The 14,797-nt window shown below is 45.8% G+C and carries 17 protein-coding genes and 1 other RNA gene; 1 reads left to right on the top strand and 17 read right to left on the bottom strand.

Annotated elements, in window-relative coordinates; all coding sequences use genetic code 11:
- Window positions 1–2: 2 nt before the first annotated feature.
- The 16 genes from F3H20_RS20480 to F3H20_RS16620 form a co-directional block, all read right to left on the bottom strand.
- Complete coding sequence (locus F3H20_RS20480) at window positions 3–380, bottom strand: endonuclease VII domain-containing protein (RefSeq protein WP_188128382.1); 378 nt, start codon at window positions 378–380, stop codon at window positions 3–5.
- On the bottom strand, window positions 367–2,241 hold the full coding sequence (locus F3H20_RS16690) for a DNA polymerase (RefSeq protein WP_149736017.1): 1,875 nt from the start codon (window positions 2,239–2,241) through the stop codon (window positions 367–369). Before F3H20_RS16690 ends, F3H20_RS20480 begins: the two co-directional genes overlap by 14 nt.
- Window positions 2,242–2,255: 14 nt before the next feature.
- On the bottom strand, window positions 2,256–2,564 hold the full coding sequence (locus F3H20_RS16685) for a hypothetical protein (RefSeq protein WP_149736016.1): 309 nt from the start codon (window positions 2,562–2,564) through the stop codon (window positions 2,256–2,258).
- A complete protein-coding gene (gene nrdD, locus F3H20_RS16680) occupies window positions 2,561–4,486 on the bottom strand; it encodes an anaerobic ribonucleoside-triphosphate reductase (protein WP_149736015.1) in 1,926 nt (641 codons plus the stop codon). The genes F3H20_RS16685 and nrdD overlap by 4 nt, the downstream gene beginning before the upstream one ends.
- Window positions 4,446–4,940: a radical SAM family protein gene (locus F3H20_RS16675; protein ID WP_149736014.1), complete on the bottom strand. Its 495-nt coding sequence runs from the start codon at window positions 4,938–4,940 to the stop codon at window positions 4,446–4,448. Before F3H20_RS16675 ends, nrdD begins: the two co-directional genes overlap by 41 nt.
- Before the next feature lie 3 nt (window positions 4,941–4,943).
- Entirely contained in the window at window positions 4,944–5,198 is a 255-nt protein-coding gene (locus F3H20_RS16670; RefSeq protein ID WP_149736013.1) for a hypothetical protein, read from the bottom strand.
- Window positions 5,199–5,212: 14 nt separating this feature from the next.
- Window positions 5,213–6,865 carry a DnaB-like helicase C-terminal domain-containing protein gene (locus F3H20_RS16665; protein ID WP_149736012.1) on the bottom strand — a complete coding sequence of 551 codons (1,653 nt, stop codon included), beginning with the start codon at window positions 6,863–6,865 and terminating at the stop codon, window positions 5,213–5,215.
- Window positions 6,866–6,878: 13 nt separating this feature from the next.
- Complete coding sequence (locus F3H20_RS16660; protein WP_188128381.1) at window positions 6,879–7,214, bottom strand: peptidoglycan recognition protein family protein; 336 nt, start codon at window positions 7,212–7,214, stop codon at window positions 6,879–6,881.
- Window positions 7,211–7,675 carry an endonuclease I gene (locus F3H20_RS16655; RefSeq protein ID WP_149736010.1) on the bottom strand — a complete coding sequence of 155 codons (465 nt, stop codon included), beginning with the start codon at window positions 7,673–7,675 and terminating at the stop codon, window positions 7,211–7,213. Before F3H20_RS16655 ends, F3H20_RS16660 begins: the two co-directional genes overlap by 4 nt.
- A 2-nt stretch (window positions 7,676–7,677) precedes the next feature.
- Window positions 7,678–8,289 (bottom strand): DUF2815 family protein, encoded by a 612-nt coding sequence (locus F3H20_RS16650; protein WP_149736009.1) that lies wholly within the window; start codon window positions 8,287–8,289, stop codon window positions 7,678–7,680.
- A 16-nt stretch (window positions 8,290–8,305) separates the two neighbouring features.
- A complete protein-coding gene (gene dut / locus F3H20_RS16645) occupies window positions 8,306–8,830 on the bottom strand; it encodes a dUTP diphosphatase (protein ID WP_149736008.1) in 525 nt (174 codons plus the stop codon).
- Between the two features lie 96 nt (window positions 8,831–8,926).
- Complete coding sequence (locus F3H20_RS16640; protein ID WP_149736007.1) at window positions 8,927–9,208, bottom strand: DUF3310 domain-containing protein; 282 nt, start codon at window positions 9,206–9,208, stop codon at window positions 8,927–8,929.
- A gap of 397 nt (window positions 9,209–9,605) precedes the next feature.
- On the bottom strand, window positions 9,606–12,170 hold the full coding sequence (locus tag F3H20_RS16635; protein ID WP_149736006.1) for a DNA-directed RNA polymerase: 2,565 nt from the start codon (window positions 12,168–12,170) through the stop codon (window positions 9,606–9,608).
- A gap of 103 nt (window positions 12,171–12,273) precedes the next feature.
- On the bottom strand, window positions 12,274–13,035 hold the full coding sequence (locus tag F3H20_RS16630) for a phage antirepressor KilAC domain-containing protein (RefSeq protein WP_149736005.1): 762 nt from the start codon (window positions 13,033–13,035) through the stop codon (window positions 12,274–12,276).
- A 68-nt stretch (window positions 13,036–13,103) separates the two neighbouring features.
- Window positions 13,104–13,181: hammerhead ribozyme type II (locus tag F3H20_RS16625), an RNA gene on the bottom strand.
- A complete protein-coding gene (locus tag F3H20_RS16620) occupies window positions 13,182–13,697 on the bottom strand; it encodes an antirestriction protein ArdA (protein ID WP_149736004.1) in 516 nt (171 codons plus the stop codon).
- Window positions 13,698–13,867: 170 nt separating this feature from the next.
- Between F3H20_RS16620 and F3H20_RS20010 the strand changes: the two genes are divergently transcribed.
- Window positions 13,868–14,017 (top strand): hypothetical protein, encoded by a 150-nt coding sequence (locus F3H20_RS20010; protein ID WP_188128380.1) that lies wholly within the window; start codon window positions 13,868–13,870, stop codon window positions 14,015–14,017.
- 52 nt (window positions 14,018–14,069) lie between these two features.
- Here F3H20_RS20010 and F3H20_RS16615 read toward each other — a convergent pair whose 3' ends face one another.
- Entirely contained in the window at window positions 14,070–14,615 is a 546-nt protein-coding gene (locus F3H20_RS16615) for a hypothetical protein (protein ID WP_149736003.1), read from the bottom strand.
- Window positions 14,616–14,797 lie beyond the last annotated feature (182 nt).

Genomic DNA, 14,797 nt, shown 5'->3' with positions numbered 1-14,797 from the left:
AATCAAATTCCTCCTTGTAAGTAGTTGATGACCTTTTGCATGGCTTCAACAGAATCGCCTAGTTTTCCAATAGCACCATTACAGGAACGGCAGAGTATCCCTCGAATCTTTCCTGTACTGTGACAGTGGTCAACACAAGCGTTCCTGTCGTTGCCTACTGTTAAATCCAATGGATAACCACATAAAGCACAAACGCCTCCTTGGGAATCTAAGATACGTTGGGCATCTTCCAACGAGATTCCGTAGAGGCGTTTATATGACTCTGATTTTCTACAAGTACGACATCGACTATGGTAGCCTTGTCTACCTTGAGAATTTCTACCATATTCAGTTAGTGGTAATTCCTTTCCACATCCTTTACATTTCTTAATGGCAATCACTCCAGTTATACCCAATTTTTCCTTCGGTATCTAATTGAGTACGGAACTTAAAGAACGCTTGAGCATCACGCATAGCCTCCTGTGCTTCAGCCACAACAATCTCAGCGATTTCTTTAGTGCGGCAAGCCACTTGAACCTCATCATGTACCCAAGCGAGATACGCAAAGTCTCCGTCCCATCCATGAGTCAGCCCGCGTTCCACCAAGCGTTCCTCCAAGCGAACAATCCATTTCTTGCAGATAAGCGCACCTGCGGATTGCAGTAGGAGATTAAGAGCAGAGTGGAGGGAGCGCACATGCAGGATGCGACCATCAAGACCTTTTAGGTATCTGCGTTTCCACTTTTTGATTTGACCACGATGTGACTCTGCAATCAGAGCGTTCTCAATGGCCTTCTTGAGTTCAGCGATTGCCGGGGTTTTCTTGAGGAACTCCCTCTTGAGTCGCTTGCCATCTTTTGCATCGCCTCCGACAATCTTTCCAATCTTGGCATCCCCGGCCCCATAGAGGAACGCATAAATGAAGGTCTTTGCGTTGTCCCTCGTGGGTAGCCCTGCGGCCTGTTGGTTCAACGTGTGAACGTCACCATTGACTACCGTGTCTGCATAATGCCCATTGTCATAAGGGAACAGGAAGTGAGCGAGACAGCGTAGTTCCAGACCGCTTGCATCTATACCAGCCTGTGTCCAGCCTCTAGGAACCCGGAAGAGTTCCCGGCACTCTTTCCCATATGGAGAGCCTACTTTTGGTACTTGGGCCACGTTCGGTTGACTGTGAGTAGCACGTCCGGTCACAGCACCATTGGGATTCACGGAGCCGTGAATGTTGCCATCTTCGCCTATACAACCGAGCCATGCTTGCTTTCCATCAGCCAACTGTCCGAGACGCTTGGACACCATAAGGTACTCCTCGAAGATAGCCGAGAGTTCCCGGACTTCTTTTGGAGCGGCCTCATCGTTCTTCAGGTATCCGAAGGTCACATCATCAATTTTTAAGCGAGTGCGGCCTTCATCATCGAATAACTCTTCATTATCCGGGACATACCCGAAGTGCTTAGTGATAATCCATTCGATTTGCTGGCGAGAGTTTGGGTTGAAGTCTTTGTACTTTTGCACCGGAACTCCAGCCTTGTAACCTCTGGCCTTGTTGTCTTTCTTAGGAATAAAGATTTTGTCAGGAATAGGAGGAACAGCCTTGCGAAGTTGAGCATCAAGGATAGCGGCTCGACTACGCAGAGTAACCTCCAGTTCTCTTGCCTTTGCTTCATCAAAAGGAAAACCGTTGCGCTCCTGTTGGGACATCAGCCATTGGGCTTCATGTTCCAGTTGGATTGCAACGGTCGAATATTCTTTGCTTATTAATTTATTGTAGAGTTTCTCAGTTACTACAACGTCTTGGTCATTGTAGTCCAGCATTTCCTCGCTGAATACGGCCCAAGCATCTTCGGTGTCTTCAGCGTAGGTTCCCTTTAATTCTCCCAAGCGATAACCCCAAGCCTTCAAGGAGTGACTCCCGAATAGTTTCCCCGGTAGTTTCCCTGAACGCATGAGTCCAGCATCAATATCATTTATGTTCGAGTAGATAAGCCGGGAGAGAACCAACGTGTCAACCACAAGATGACGTTTGTTGCGAGGGATGATGAACCAAGGGAACACCTTCTGAATCGCCGGGATGTCAAAGTCGATGATGTTATGACCGCAGATAGGTTCATTATTTTCAATCGCTTTGAACAGGCGGTATACACCATCGTCCACATCTTCCGGTCGATACCGGGTTCTACTCACACCGTCCGAGATGACCATACAATGGATACGACTCAATGTATCCAAGAGGCCATTAGATTCTAAGTCAAAGATTAGCACGTTGGTTCATCTCCTTAATAGTTGTATTTACTTCTCAGGTCTTTCAGCATTTTGCGAGCCTCGATTTGCTCCTTGGCTACTTTCTTACGTTCGTAGGAGAGTTTCTTTAAGATAGCCTCGCAGGTCTTGGCCTTACCTTCCAGATACTTGTCGGTCAGGGTTAGACGGATTTTGATGATTTTCACTTCCACACGGAAAGGAAACAGCACGATAGCCTTGACTGCGTTCTCAATGGTCTCAAGGTATTTAGCGCACTTTTCATCTCCACGCTTCAGGACATCCTCGATTTGCTCAATGGTTTTATAAGCCAGTAACTTTTTCATATTTCATAATCCTCCTTACGTTTTGCGCCAATAATGGCATAGTGTCGTTTACTGTGTTCTTTCTGTCTACCGGACGAGAAACAAGAGACTCGCTTCAGGTAGCCAATGACACGAGTTGCATAATCCAAGTGGTCACTCTTCCCACACTTAGGACACTTCGAGAGAGTCCGAGGGTCGATAATGTCACACGCATCGCAGATAGTTGAGAGCGTGTTGAATGTCCAATAGTTCACCCCAAGTCTAGCCGCCGCTCTCATCAAGCCGATAGCCGCAGGAACGGTAGGTAGTTGCTCAAGGTTCAAGTGAAGCGCAGAGCCGCCATCGAGGTACTGTGTGAACTCCTTGCCATGCAGAGCCATCTTCTCCAGAATGGACACAGTCGGGTCTTCCACAGCGTAGAAGTAGGAGTTGTAACAATCACGTTTTACCTTCAGGCCATCCTCTTTGTCCCACTTAGCGTTCTTTACTCCCAAGGATTCAGCCGGGACAAATTCAGTGTTGAAGCGGAACCCATAGGTCTTATAGGCTTCCTTGTTCATCTGGTAGATGAGTTTGAGGCGTTTGCCAATAAAGTTCTTATACTCTTCGTTGTCGCTAGGTCTCACACGGTAGAACTCAGCGGCCTCAACAGCACCGTTAATTCCGATAGTGCAGAACTGCTTATCAATATTGATGTACCCTGCTTTATAGACAGGGAGCAGTCCGGCCTCAAGGTGTTTCTTTTGAATGTTGCGATGAGCCACGAGGTACTTATGGATGCGCTCAATGATAGGACGTAATTTGTCCTCCGGGTACAACTGAGAGCGTATGTACCGCTGTTCTGCGCGATTGAGATTCAGGGTAATTACCTGAATGGAACCAGTGGACACGCCGCCAGCACCCAAGGAATACGAGAACTCATTGTCAGCCAGTTCGTTGCGGAGTCTGCAACATGAAGCCAGCGAATCCGCAGTATCGCTCATATAGACAAAGAAAGAGAGACCCTTTGACATCTGTTCGGCACAATAAGCCTCGAACCGAGTGTCCATAGGTCTCTTTTCTTCTGGGTCTATGAGCATGGCTGCTGTCACTACCGGGAAAGTCAAAAGTTCTTTTGTGCGCTCTACCCGGAACCAATCCATAAAGAACTCCTGCAACTTCTCTAATGAATCCCATACAGGCTGAGTTCCATCAGGGAAGTAGAATGTTCCGAATAGGCTCTCAAAGTAGAACTTATCGAACACGGAGATATTCCAGAATACACTCTGGTTGCCACGAGCCGCCGCAGGTTGGTTCAGTGTGTAGACTACGCCTTGTAGTTCTTGGGCTACTTCCTTGCGGTTGGTCTCAAGGTAGTTAGCACCATAAGATTTTCGAGCAAAGTAGTCAAAGTACATCAAGAACTCGACTGTCGCTACAGCCCCGGCGAACCCAGAGGCCACTTGATATACCAGATTATTGAACGCACCGCAGAAAGAGCGAAGGTTCTTAGGAGCCTTACTTGTGCCTCCAATGTTGCGAGTGCCTTCAAATAAGAAGGGATACATGGAGATAGACACGCAATAAGGCTTCAGGCTTGTTTCATCGTGGATGTAAATGAGATGGTTCTTGATGTCCTCAAGGTACTGGTCAGCCAATTCCTTACCGAACGTCTTCTCCAACTCATGACACACGATAGCCCGATTCAGTTGGATTGTCTCGAATTTATATAATTCGGTTTCCATCGTTGCGATGTCTTTTTGCGTTACGTTTGCATTAGCATCCACGAGGGAACCATCAGCCGCATTTTGGGCCTTGATGTAGTTCTCAATGAACGCTACTTTTGAGTTGATTTGGTCAGGTGTGAGTTTATTAAGCACCGACATACTCCTTTCTCTGAGATTTCTCTGTAATATGCCGCAATTAATCTTTAGGGAAAACTGCGGTAATATCTGACCACTCATCCTCAGAGATTCGCTTATAGAATCTTTGGTTGGTGGTCATTGAGTTCAGACCACCGAGTTCCTCCCGGTATTCCCCGGCCTTGAGCCAGGTGAGGGAGCGGATAGCCTTCAGGGATAATGTAGTGATAGAAGAAACAGCGGCCCCGGAGTAGATACCCACAGGGAGTACCTTTGAGAGCCGCTTAATGGTCTTCATTAAGTCAATGAAGGTTATGCCATTTGTTGTGCCACCCATCAGAACAATAGCGGTGGCCCCTCTACTTTTCTCCGTTTCGGCATAGTGGGCCATTTCCTCAATGTCAGTCCAATGGACTTTACCGAGAGGAATCTGGAGCATTGGACTGTGACAGCCTTTGCATTTCTGTTTGCAGTTACCGAGTTCAAAGAAGACGGAGATTTCTCCGGGAATTTCTTGAAGGGTTACGCCCTTGTTCACGACAGGCAGTTTCAACATGGTTTATTCCTCCATTTTAGCGAGTTCTTTCTTCAATTCGGTCTTCAGTTGGCGCATAATGCCAACGTGCATTTCTTCCAAAATTTCAGCCATAAGAGCCTTCGGGTTCTTGGATTGCATCAATAGTTCCACCGGAATTTCAGTTGTCGCTCCAGATACGTTACCTAAGAAGCCAATCTCCAGTTTAATCCGCAGTTTCGGAGCCAGCAGTTCTTCCAGTTGCTCCATCATTTCCTCAATGTTTTCAATCTTTTCCATAATCAATATCCTCCTTAAAATGGTGTATCCTCGTTATCTCCGAGGTCTATGTTTTCCTCAAGGTAATCACTAAGTTTGTCAACGCCTTCTAAGCGGTCAGTCTCCTTGTTGTACCAAAGGTATCCAGCAATACCGGTTTCGCCTGTGAAGCGGCACTTCAGGAGCCGTATACGGACAAGGTTCTTTTCTTTTCCTTCGGCTTGTTGGTTACGCTCTAGACCAATAACCGTGTCTGCCAGTTGAGCAATAGCCCCGGAACCTCTGAGTTGACTCAGGGATGTCACGCCACCTTCCTCATGGGACTGTTGCCCATCGGGTCGTTTAAGATGAGAAATGACCACCAAGCCAACTCCGGTTTCTTCTACCAGAGAGCGCATAGTGGTCATCAAAATGTCGATGAGTTTCCTTTCGTTGTCTCCTTCAAGCCCGGAGACCGCAATGGATACATGGTCGAGGATGATAAAGTCACATCCTTCACCGACTACCATGTACCGCATTTTGTTCAGTAGGTTGTCACCTTCGATAGAACCAAAGTGTTCGTGGAAGATAAAGTTTCCAGTTCCAAGGGTTTTCTCAAAGGCTTCTTTGTACTCTTCGGGAGTTACCGCTTTACGGTTGATGTGGAGCCGCTTCCCGGCCTCAATACTCATGAGACCTTTGGCAGTTCTTTTGACGTTTTCTTCGAGCATCATCATGCCCACCTTGAGGTTCTGTTTGACCCCGAAGTTATGAGCAATTTGACGGACAAAGGTAGTCTTGCCGACTCCGGTTCCTGCTGTCAGGACAACGAGTTCGCCTTTGCGGAGTCCTAAAGTCATCTTCTGGAGGTCGATGTCCCAAGGGAGAGAGTATCCTTCTTCTTCCTCTTCCTCGTTCTCCAGTACGTTCCAAAGGTCTGCACCATTGACAATTCCGTCCGGTTTATAGACCTTGGCGTTCCATATGGCTTTGACGATTGCATCTGCTTGATCGTTAAGTAAGCACTCGTTTGGGTCTTTCAGTGGTAACGTAGCGATGTAGAGTTTTCCCGGTTTCAGAATCCCTTCGACATCCGATACAGCCTCACGTCCACGCTCATCCATGTCAAACATGACAATTACTTGCTCAAAACTATTGAGCCATTCCATCTGAGCCTTGAAGATTCTCTTGGCTGATTTCGCACCGTTAGGGATAGAAACGACAGGGTACTTGTTACCTTGAACCTGTGACACCGTTAGACAGTCGATTTCTCCCTCTGTGATGACCAGTTTCTTGCCGCCTCCGTGCCAAAGGTGTTGCCCAAAGAATCGGTCAGATACTTCACCACGGACAGAGAACCGCTTGTCCTTAAAGCGAACTTTCTGGCCCACGAGTTCGCCGCTGTCTGAATAATAGCAAGCGACTTGGGCCATTTCATTGTTTATCCGGGTCTTGTAGTAGCCGTACTTGGCGCATGTTTCTTGGGTTATTCCCCTTGCTCTCAATGAGTCGAGAGTGAGGGAGTCCAATGGTATGACCTCGTGGTTTCGCACAGTCTTATTGCCTCCTTTGGTTTCAGTGTCGTTGCCGTGGTGGTGTGTCTCGCAGGAGAAGCAGAAGGTATGACCATCGCTATACTCACACATGGCATCGCTTGAACCGCAGTCAGGGCAGGGGATGTGCGCCCGGATTATTGTTGAGTCCTCCATTGTCTCCCTCCTTTTACTCCATGATTGTTTTTACGTTGGGATAAGTTGCGTAAATGGAATCCATAAGGTCTTGTAGTGCCACTTTTTGAGCATCGCTCAGACGGTCATTTTCTCCGGTATCCACCAGAACGTAGATACTATTCTCGCTGTTCTCAAACTCATAACCAGCGACTACATATTGCTCCCTCCCTTGTTCCACCACGCCATTGTCCTGAACTACATAGTGATAATCGACATCCAGTTTTCCTACTTTACGAGCCGCTCTACGCAGTTCAGGAACGGAAAGACCTCCTGTGTCCTTTAAGTGGATATACAGGAAGTCCGTGGATTTTCTAGTCCTGAACTTCACGATTTTCCTCCTTTCTTGGTCTGTAATCCGGTAGTATCTTTCGGTTTCTCCTTGAGCCACGCCAGAGGAATCAACTTCTTAGCATACAAAAAGCCGTACTTCTCACACCACATGGCATAAGTCGTAGGGCTACCTTTGTAGAGTTTCTGGTTGGGGTTCGAGAAGATGAACCTAATGTCCAAGTGTGGGTATTGTGCTTTGACGAGGAGATGTTTCTTTCGGTCTTCGGACTCAAACAGTCCCTTGGATTCGACAATGATTCCGTTAGGGAGCAGGAAGTCCGGTGTGTACTTATGGACACTTGCCGGGATAGTGTACTCAAGGTAATACTTTTCAAAGGCCACAGGAACCCCGGCGTTTTCAAGTTGTCCTGCAATACCTTCTTCAAGGCCAGAGCGGTAGGTGGACGTGACATGTTCCGACCACCCACCACGGCGACTAAAGGTTCTCTTTGTAGCCAAAATTAGAACTCCTCATCGCCAACATCGCCCGGAGTCACAGCATCTTCTTCATCGTCAAACGGAGTAGCATCACTGCCAACGAATCCATCTTCTTCACCGAAGCCGAAGGACGAAGCGTTGCCGCCTCCTTTGTACTCAACCAGTTCGATGACTTGGACTGCATCGAGGTACAAGGACAGGCCGTTGTTGGTCGAGGATTTCCAATAAGGTACAATCTGGAACGCCACACGGACTACCGAGCCATTGCCGATAGTAACATCCACAGGCTTTCCTTTAGCATCAAAGACCGGGACTGTGCGCTTCACAATGTCTCCGGCCTTTGTCTTGATAGTTGCTTTAGTTTTGAACTTGAAGACAATATCTCCATTCTGGTCTTCACGGAATCCCATACGAGGCTCCTTAGACCAGCGTTTGCCTTTGAACTCACTGGAGTTCTTAGCGGATTCCAGTTCTTCTTCCAGAATCGCAAGGACTTTATCAGTGTCCTCCTTGGAGAACTTGACCTGAATCGTGTAGCCCACTTCTTCGCCTTCATAGACTTCAGGAGCCTTCAGGTAGGGATACAGAGCCTCACCACGAGGGGAAGTTACACGTTTGAAATTTGCTTTTGCCATTGTTTATACATCCTCCTTAATTCTTTCCGGTGGAGCCGAAGCCACCTTTGCCTCTTTTGGTGTCTGACAGGGACTCTACGACCTCAATAGTGAACTCAGGGTCTTTCACAAGGATTGCCTGAGCGATACGGTCTCCGGGGAAAACGTGTTCAACATCTTGGCCCACGTTCTCGACCAGTAGCATGATTTCGCCTCTGTAGTCGCTGTCAATGATTCCTGTGCCATTTGCTAGGCGTAATTTGCGGTTCTTACCAGTTGAAGACCGCAGGTAAATTTCCACATGGTAGCCTTCAGGAATCTCAAAGGCTAGTCCAGTGTGCAGAACGTATGCCTCCTTGCGTAAATGCGTAGGGAAGACAGGAATGTTGTCCAGTACATGCAGGTCTAAGCCGCAGGAGCCATTGGTTTTCTTTTCAGGAACCGTGGCCTCTGGTTTCAACTTCAAGACCTTCAGCACCGGAGCATCACTCTTGGTCTGCTTTGGTGTTGCTTTCGGGGTTTCTTTTGGTGTTTGATTTGTTTCAGTCTTTGCTTGTGCCATTTCATACCTCCTAGAAAAACTAAAAGACCCCAACGGGTCTTCTCTGTAATGTGCCGCAATTAAAATCTGCGACTATTTCTCTGTAATGTGCCGCAATTAGTTCCGAGGGTCGATTTGCTTACCTTCGAGAGCCTCACGGAGCCACTTTGCGTACTGCTCAATCTTCGCCGCTTCTTTCACGGCCTTGTCCTTATGACCGAGCCGCAGAGCGTACTTGATGACATTCCCACGAAGGAACCCTTGGAACTCTTCGGGACTCATGACCTCCTGCATGATTTCTATAGGTTGTTTGGAACCTACTTGATAGTGAGCAGAGGTCTTAGCGGAGCCTTCCGGGTCATCAATAATGATTTGACTTGCAGTTTTACCTTCAATCATCCCAATCGTCACCTCCAATCTGTCTTAGACGTTTATATCTGTAGACAGCACCGTTGCTCATGGTCACGTCTACATACTCAAAGGCATCCACGACTCGTTCCGAAGGTGTCTCCACTTTCTCAAGCGTTGGATGACTATTGATACAAGACATAGCAGAATCAAAGTCCTCATGAGATTTATTACAGACAGGGCATAGGTACTTAGGTAGAATCATTTTGTTGTTCCTCCTTGTTGTTCTTTAGGTATATACCTTGGGTAATATACTTTTAGTGAATATACATAAAGAGAGAATCCTAAAGGATATACCTTGAGATATACCTTTAGTCATCTCTCTTCTCTGTAATGTGCCGCAATTAGATGTCAATAGGGTTTCGACAAGAATTTCAATGAATAAGTATTAGTGGAAGGTGTATAAAGATTCGCGGACTACATTGAGGTCTAGGGTTCCCTTGGAAGGAATAGCAGGAATCTTGTCTCCCTTCTCAATGAGCATCTCCATGTCAGCCTTGAATTGCTCCAGAACATTGTTCTCAGAGTACATCTTAATGAACGCTTCTCTGACTGTTTTGAACATTCTGTCTGCTTGGGCTACAGGCGCACCGTAGGAATCGTGAATCATGGAGAAATGGTTGATACCTGCCTCCTTCGCCATGATGACAGTCAGTTGCAAGTGTGCCGCATCCATTGAGTGAATGAAGTTAGGAGCGATACCTTGGGCTTGCGCTCTTTTGTCGATGTCTCCGGTAATATTCACTGAGTAGAACCGTTTGTCGATGCCAGAGAAACGCATACGATACACCTCTGAATTGCATACCATGTAGGATTGCTGAACCGGGAGGCCCATAGGAGTCATCCAAGTTACTACTTGGCCCTCCTTACAAACTAGACGAGCCATTTGTTGAAGCCATTCCATACCTTCTACGGCCTTGACAACGACTTTCCGCACAGCGTTCCAGATGAGTTTCGCCATGTATCCTGCGGATTGATTCGGGTTAGCGAACATACCGCCACGGCCTTCCAAGATTGCAGGTTCAATGGTGTCCTCAAGGATTTGGTCACGGAATCCGAACTCCTTGGAGCCATAGGCCAGAGTCATTACAGAACGCTTGGTAACTTTACGATTGACACCATAGGCCAGCCATTGTTGAGCCAGTGTTTTTGTACCGTACTTGGTGTATGGTTCGCCATTCTTGCCTTCTGCGGTGGTGTCAGGAGTACCAGAGACAGAATCCTTTTTGAGTTGCTCATTGACTACCTCTGCGACCATTCCGTAGATGTCCTGCGGCTTATCAGCAGGGAGCAGGTTTACGGCCTTGCCACCCACAGGGTCACGGAGGATAGCGGAGAAATGCTGAAGACCAGAGCAGGTTCCGTCAAAGGCCACCGGGATTCCGCACTTGAAGCCTTCAGGAGTACCGAACTTGGCCTCGTGTTCTCTCCATGCTTGCCACTCGAAGCAGAACGCTAGGAACTGGAAGGGAGAGTCTTGGTCGGCCCACCAGAGGTTCCCCATTGGGTCTTTGGCGCAGTCTAAGATTTGCGCTTCATGGTCTCGAACCCAAGCCACACGGTCATCGAAGGATACCTTGTCAACTCCTGCGAGGTTAGCACCGTGAACCATGAGCCACTCAATGTCCTTATACGATGAACATGCAGGAGCATCCGCAAAGAGGAGCAGGGCTTTGTTCAGGTCATCCCCTTGGAATGAGAAACTAGGAATCGGATAGACACGGCCTCGGAAGTCCATGTTGCAAGGGAAGTAAATACTTTCATACTTACTGAATCTTTCAGCGACTTTAATATGTCCGATAGCCCGAATAGCCTTGGATTTTCTCCGGGCCTCCAAGCGGATACGCTCAACGGCTTTCTGTTTGTGGGCCTTGAGTTCCTCATCGGTATAATCCCCGGTGAGGCGAGGTAATTCCGGTAATGGTTCCATGCGAGGGATGCCAGCCAGTTCGCCACCACGAGCAATAACTGCCTTGGCTACTTTCAGGACTTTCTTATTGATAATCCAAGGTGTCTCTTGGATAGCGTTAATAGCCGCTTGGACATTTGACAGGTCTAGTTGGTTCAGACGTGCCATGTATTCCTTGGTGAATACGTTAGGAACCGAAAAGTCATGGAGCCGAAGGAATGTGCAGTAGGACTTGAGTTCCCCATAATAGCCGCCATCCTTAAAGGTAGTCCAAGGAGCAGGAGGAACGACAGTCGGACACATGCGGTATGCCTTGGCGATGAGTTTCTCTTCGTTCTTGGCCCAAGTATTAAGGAGCCATTGGGTAGGATGGATTTCAGTTACGGCCTTGCCGTTCATGTCAGTGTGGTCGTAGAGTTCAAAGTAGCCGCTACCTTGGATGACCAATTCAATCAACTTGGCCCCGAACAGGGTAGAATCTTTAAGGCTCCAAGGGTTCCAAGAAAAGTTCGCATGTTCCATACGGCGGTAGGCGTAATAGGTTTTATAGTGCTTGGAAACACGTTCGGAGATACCACGGAGAACCGAGGCGGCAATCTCGGGATTGGCCTTGAGGAAGGCTTCCATCCGGGCCTCTGTCTGTACTTCAGCCGCTACTGTTTGTGCTAGGTTAGAAAGGCGAGTTTCCTTGCGGAATACGCTGTTTAGAAGGACAGAGAAGGTAGCCATCGTCAGGAGAGTATAGAGGTCACGTTCCTTGCCCTCATAAATATCTGCTAGTTGCTGAAGGATGCCTATGTATGCGGGTTTTACTCCCGGCTTGGGTTGCAAGGTAGTTTCAACAAACACTTTGACGTTCTCAAAAACAGTGTCAAATTGATGGTTCATTAAGCGTTTACCTAAAGCAGTCTCAGCGGTTTTCCCTTCTAATTTAGATTCTGCGTAAGTATTTTTTAAGAGTTCCTCTGCGAATTTCTTGTAGGATGCCTCAATTTCTAGTTGCTCCGTGAAAAGTTCTCCGTACTTGTTTACCATGTTTTCCATTTGTCATTCCTCCTTGAATACGAACATATGTTTGGTCTAAAAGGTAAAAGAATAGCCAGTCCCACGCCGAGACTGGCCTTTGGAACCTATAAATTACATTCTTTTAGTTAACCACTTTTAAACTGTTGGAATACCTTGAGGTTAACCAGTTGAGTCCTTCAGGTGTAACTCGTGTCTGAATGTACTTAGGTGTATGCTTTACTCTGAAATATGGAGTTGATTGGTACGCTTTGCGAGGATATAATTCACCTTTGATGTTTCGACGGAGGATTCCATCGGAGACCATTTGAGCCGTTAGGACGGTTACATGGATGCCTAACAATGCCGCTACATCTGTAAAGGAATGGGAGCCTTTGTAGTCCATGTATTCGTCGAAATGTTGAGCCTTGGGTTTGAGTTCTTTTACTTCGGCTTCGAGTTTGTCTAGTTTGTCCTTTGCGATAAGCAAGGCACGCGCTAGGAAGGCTTCGGTGTCCTCTATGGCTTCTTTTGCGACTTGTGGAGTCATGTACATGCCATGTTTACGGATGCTAGGGAGGACTTCGGAGGCTATCCAGTTTTGGAACGCTTGGGCTTCTGGCTTATTACTCCGCATAACTAGGCAGTATAGACCCGCTTCATTAATTACTAACCCTTCTTGTTGAGTGGTTTGTCCTGCCCATCTTGTAGGGGTCCGGTAAAACGTGACCCTTATCATTTCCGCTTGTAGAGGCTTCAATGTTTGATTTCCTTTCCACTTCAGACCCAACACTTCGCATACATCCTTTGCGACAAACCAAGGCTCACCATCAATAACGACAGTTCTGACCTTATGACCTCCTTGATACTCGAATACCTTTTGAATTTGATTAACACTGTTTTTCATTTGTCATTCCTCCTTGATTAAGTTAAATATGGATGAATTGGTTTCTCTGTTATATGCCGCAATTAACTTTTGGCCTGTCTCATCAGTCCCGGTAGACCATTTCCGGGAGACCATCGCCGGGAACACTCCCCGGCTATGTTTCGACTTTAATGCAACTCAATGTATCCCTTAGAGGTGAAACTACCTGCACCATTTATTCTCCAATCCCGACCTATGGATTCATGGTCGATGTACACCTGTAAGGAGTCCGGTATTTCTACCCCGAATAAACCTTCATCTACTACATAGAAGCCAAGGTCTTCCTCATTGGTTACATCAGGGTAGAAGGAGTAGTTGCCACTTTCCAGAACGTCCAAGGCTTCCTCTAGGTCGTACCCTTCACCCTCAATAATTGCTTGGACTATGTCTTGGTCGTATTCATGAAGGTTCTCATAGCGTTCTGCGAGTTCATTGAGTGCCTCAAGGTCTTCATATTCGCCTACTTGTAAGCCTTCAATATCGGTCTCATAGTCAGTGATGAACCATTCTTCATATTGTTCATTGATGCCGATTGCTTCTTTTGCTTCTTCGATTTCGTCTTCAGTTGCCGGGAGTTCTAACCATTTGTAGACCAGTTCGCCCTCGTTGTATTTCCCTAGGTTTGTCAATGCAATCTTTAACATAGTGTTATTCCTCCCTGTTGTCTTGTGGGAACATGTTACCTCATGACCCTATAGTACCACTTGTGGGAACGTGTGTCAACACCTAAAATAAAAAATGTTCCCTATTGTGGGAACGAAATAAATATGGTAATATTATAGACATACATCAATTAAAGGGAGGGCATCATAATATGACTGAAGTACAGAAGAACGCTGAGATTAAAATAAGATTGCCAAAAGAAGAGAAAGAGCAATTCTTTAATGTATGTAAAAGTAAAGCGGTCAATCCATCAGAGTTACTTCGGCAATTTATCACTGTCTATATAAAAGATAACAAGTAAAAAAAAAAAGACCACCAACAGTAATCCTGTCAGTGGTCTACAATTATATTATTTATGATTTGCTATTCAGTGTTTTTATAATAATAATTTTTATCAAGGCATATATTACAGAAATTACAAGAATCTCATAAAATAGAAAGAAATAATCCATATTTCCTACACGATTATTTATAATGAAAGTGAAAGTATGTCCTTTAATATCCTTATAAGGGACAAACAAGAGGCAGATAAGTAATATTATGAAATAAAGAACATCAATATATTTTATTCCTTTTGGAATGACTTTCTTTAGAAAAGGTATTACTAACTTCTTTATTGGTCTGTATATTATTAGGTAAAATATAATTAAAAGAGCGATAAAGGTAATTGAATTTTCAGTTTTAGAGGTACTTAACGAATTTACAGGGTATGGTAAATTTGAAGTTTTAGAAGGGATAGGGTCTTTTGGGTTCGGAGTGTTCTCAGGGAGACCATAAGCACCTAGACCTCTGAAAAATAAAGAAATAGGGTCATTTGTTATAGTAGTATCTGCTTTTTTATTTTCTTGTGCATAAACTATACAACTAAAAAATGTAAAAGATAGTAACATGATAGACATGAATATTAGTATTTTTTTTTAAGGCTAACAGTATTAGGCATCTTATCACCTCTTAGTATTATAATTACAACATAAATTTTACCATAAGAACCCTAACTATTTCCATATGTTTCTCTTGCAAAACCCTAAAATATCTGCTACGATGTGACTACAAAGTAATTACTAAAAGTAAAAAAAAAAAA

The organism is Propionispora hippei DSM 15287 (assembly GCF_900141835.1).
Taxonomy (GTDB): domain Bacteria; phylum Bacillota; class Negativicutes; order Propionisporales; family Propionisporaceae; genus Propionispora; species Propionispora hippei.
The sequence above is the reverse complement of the archived record's forward strand: the minus strand, read 5'-3'. Positions and strand labels throughout refer to the sequence as shown.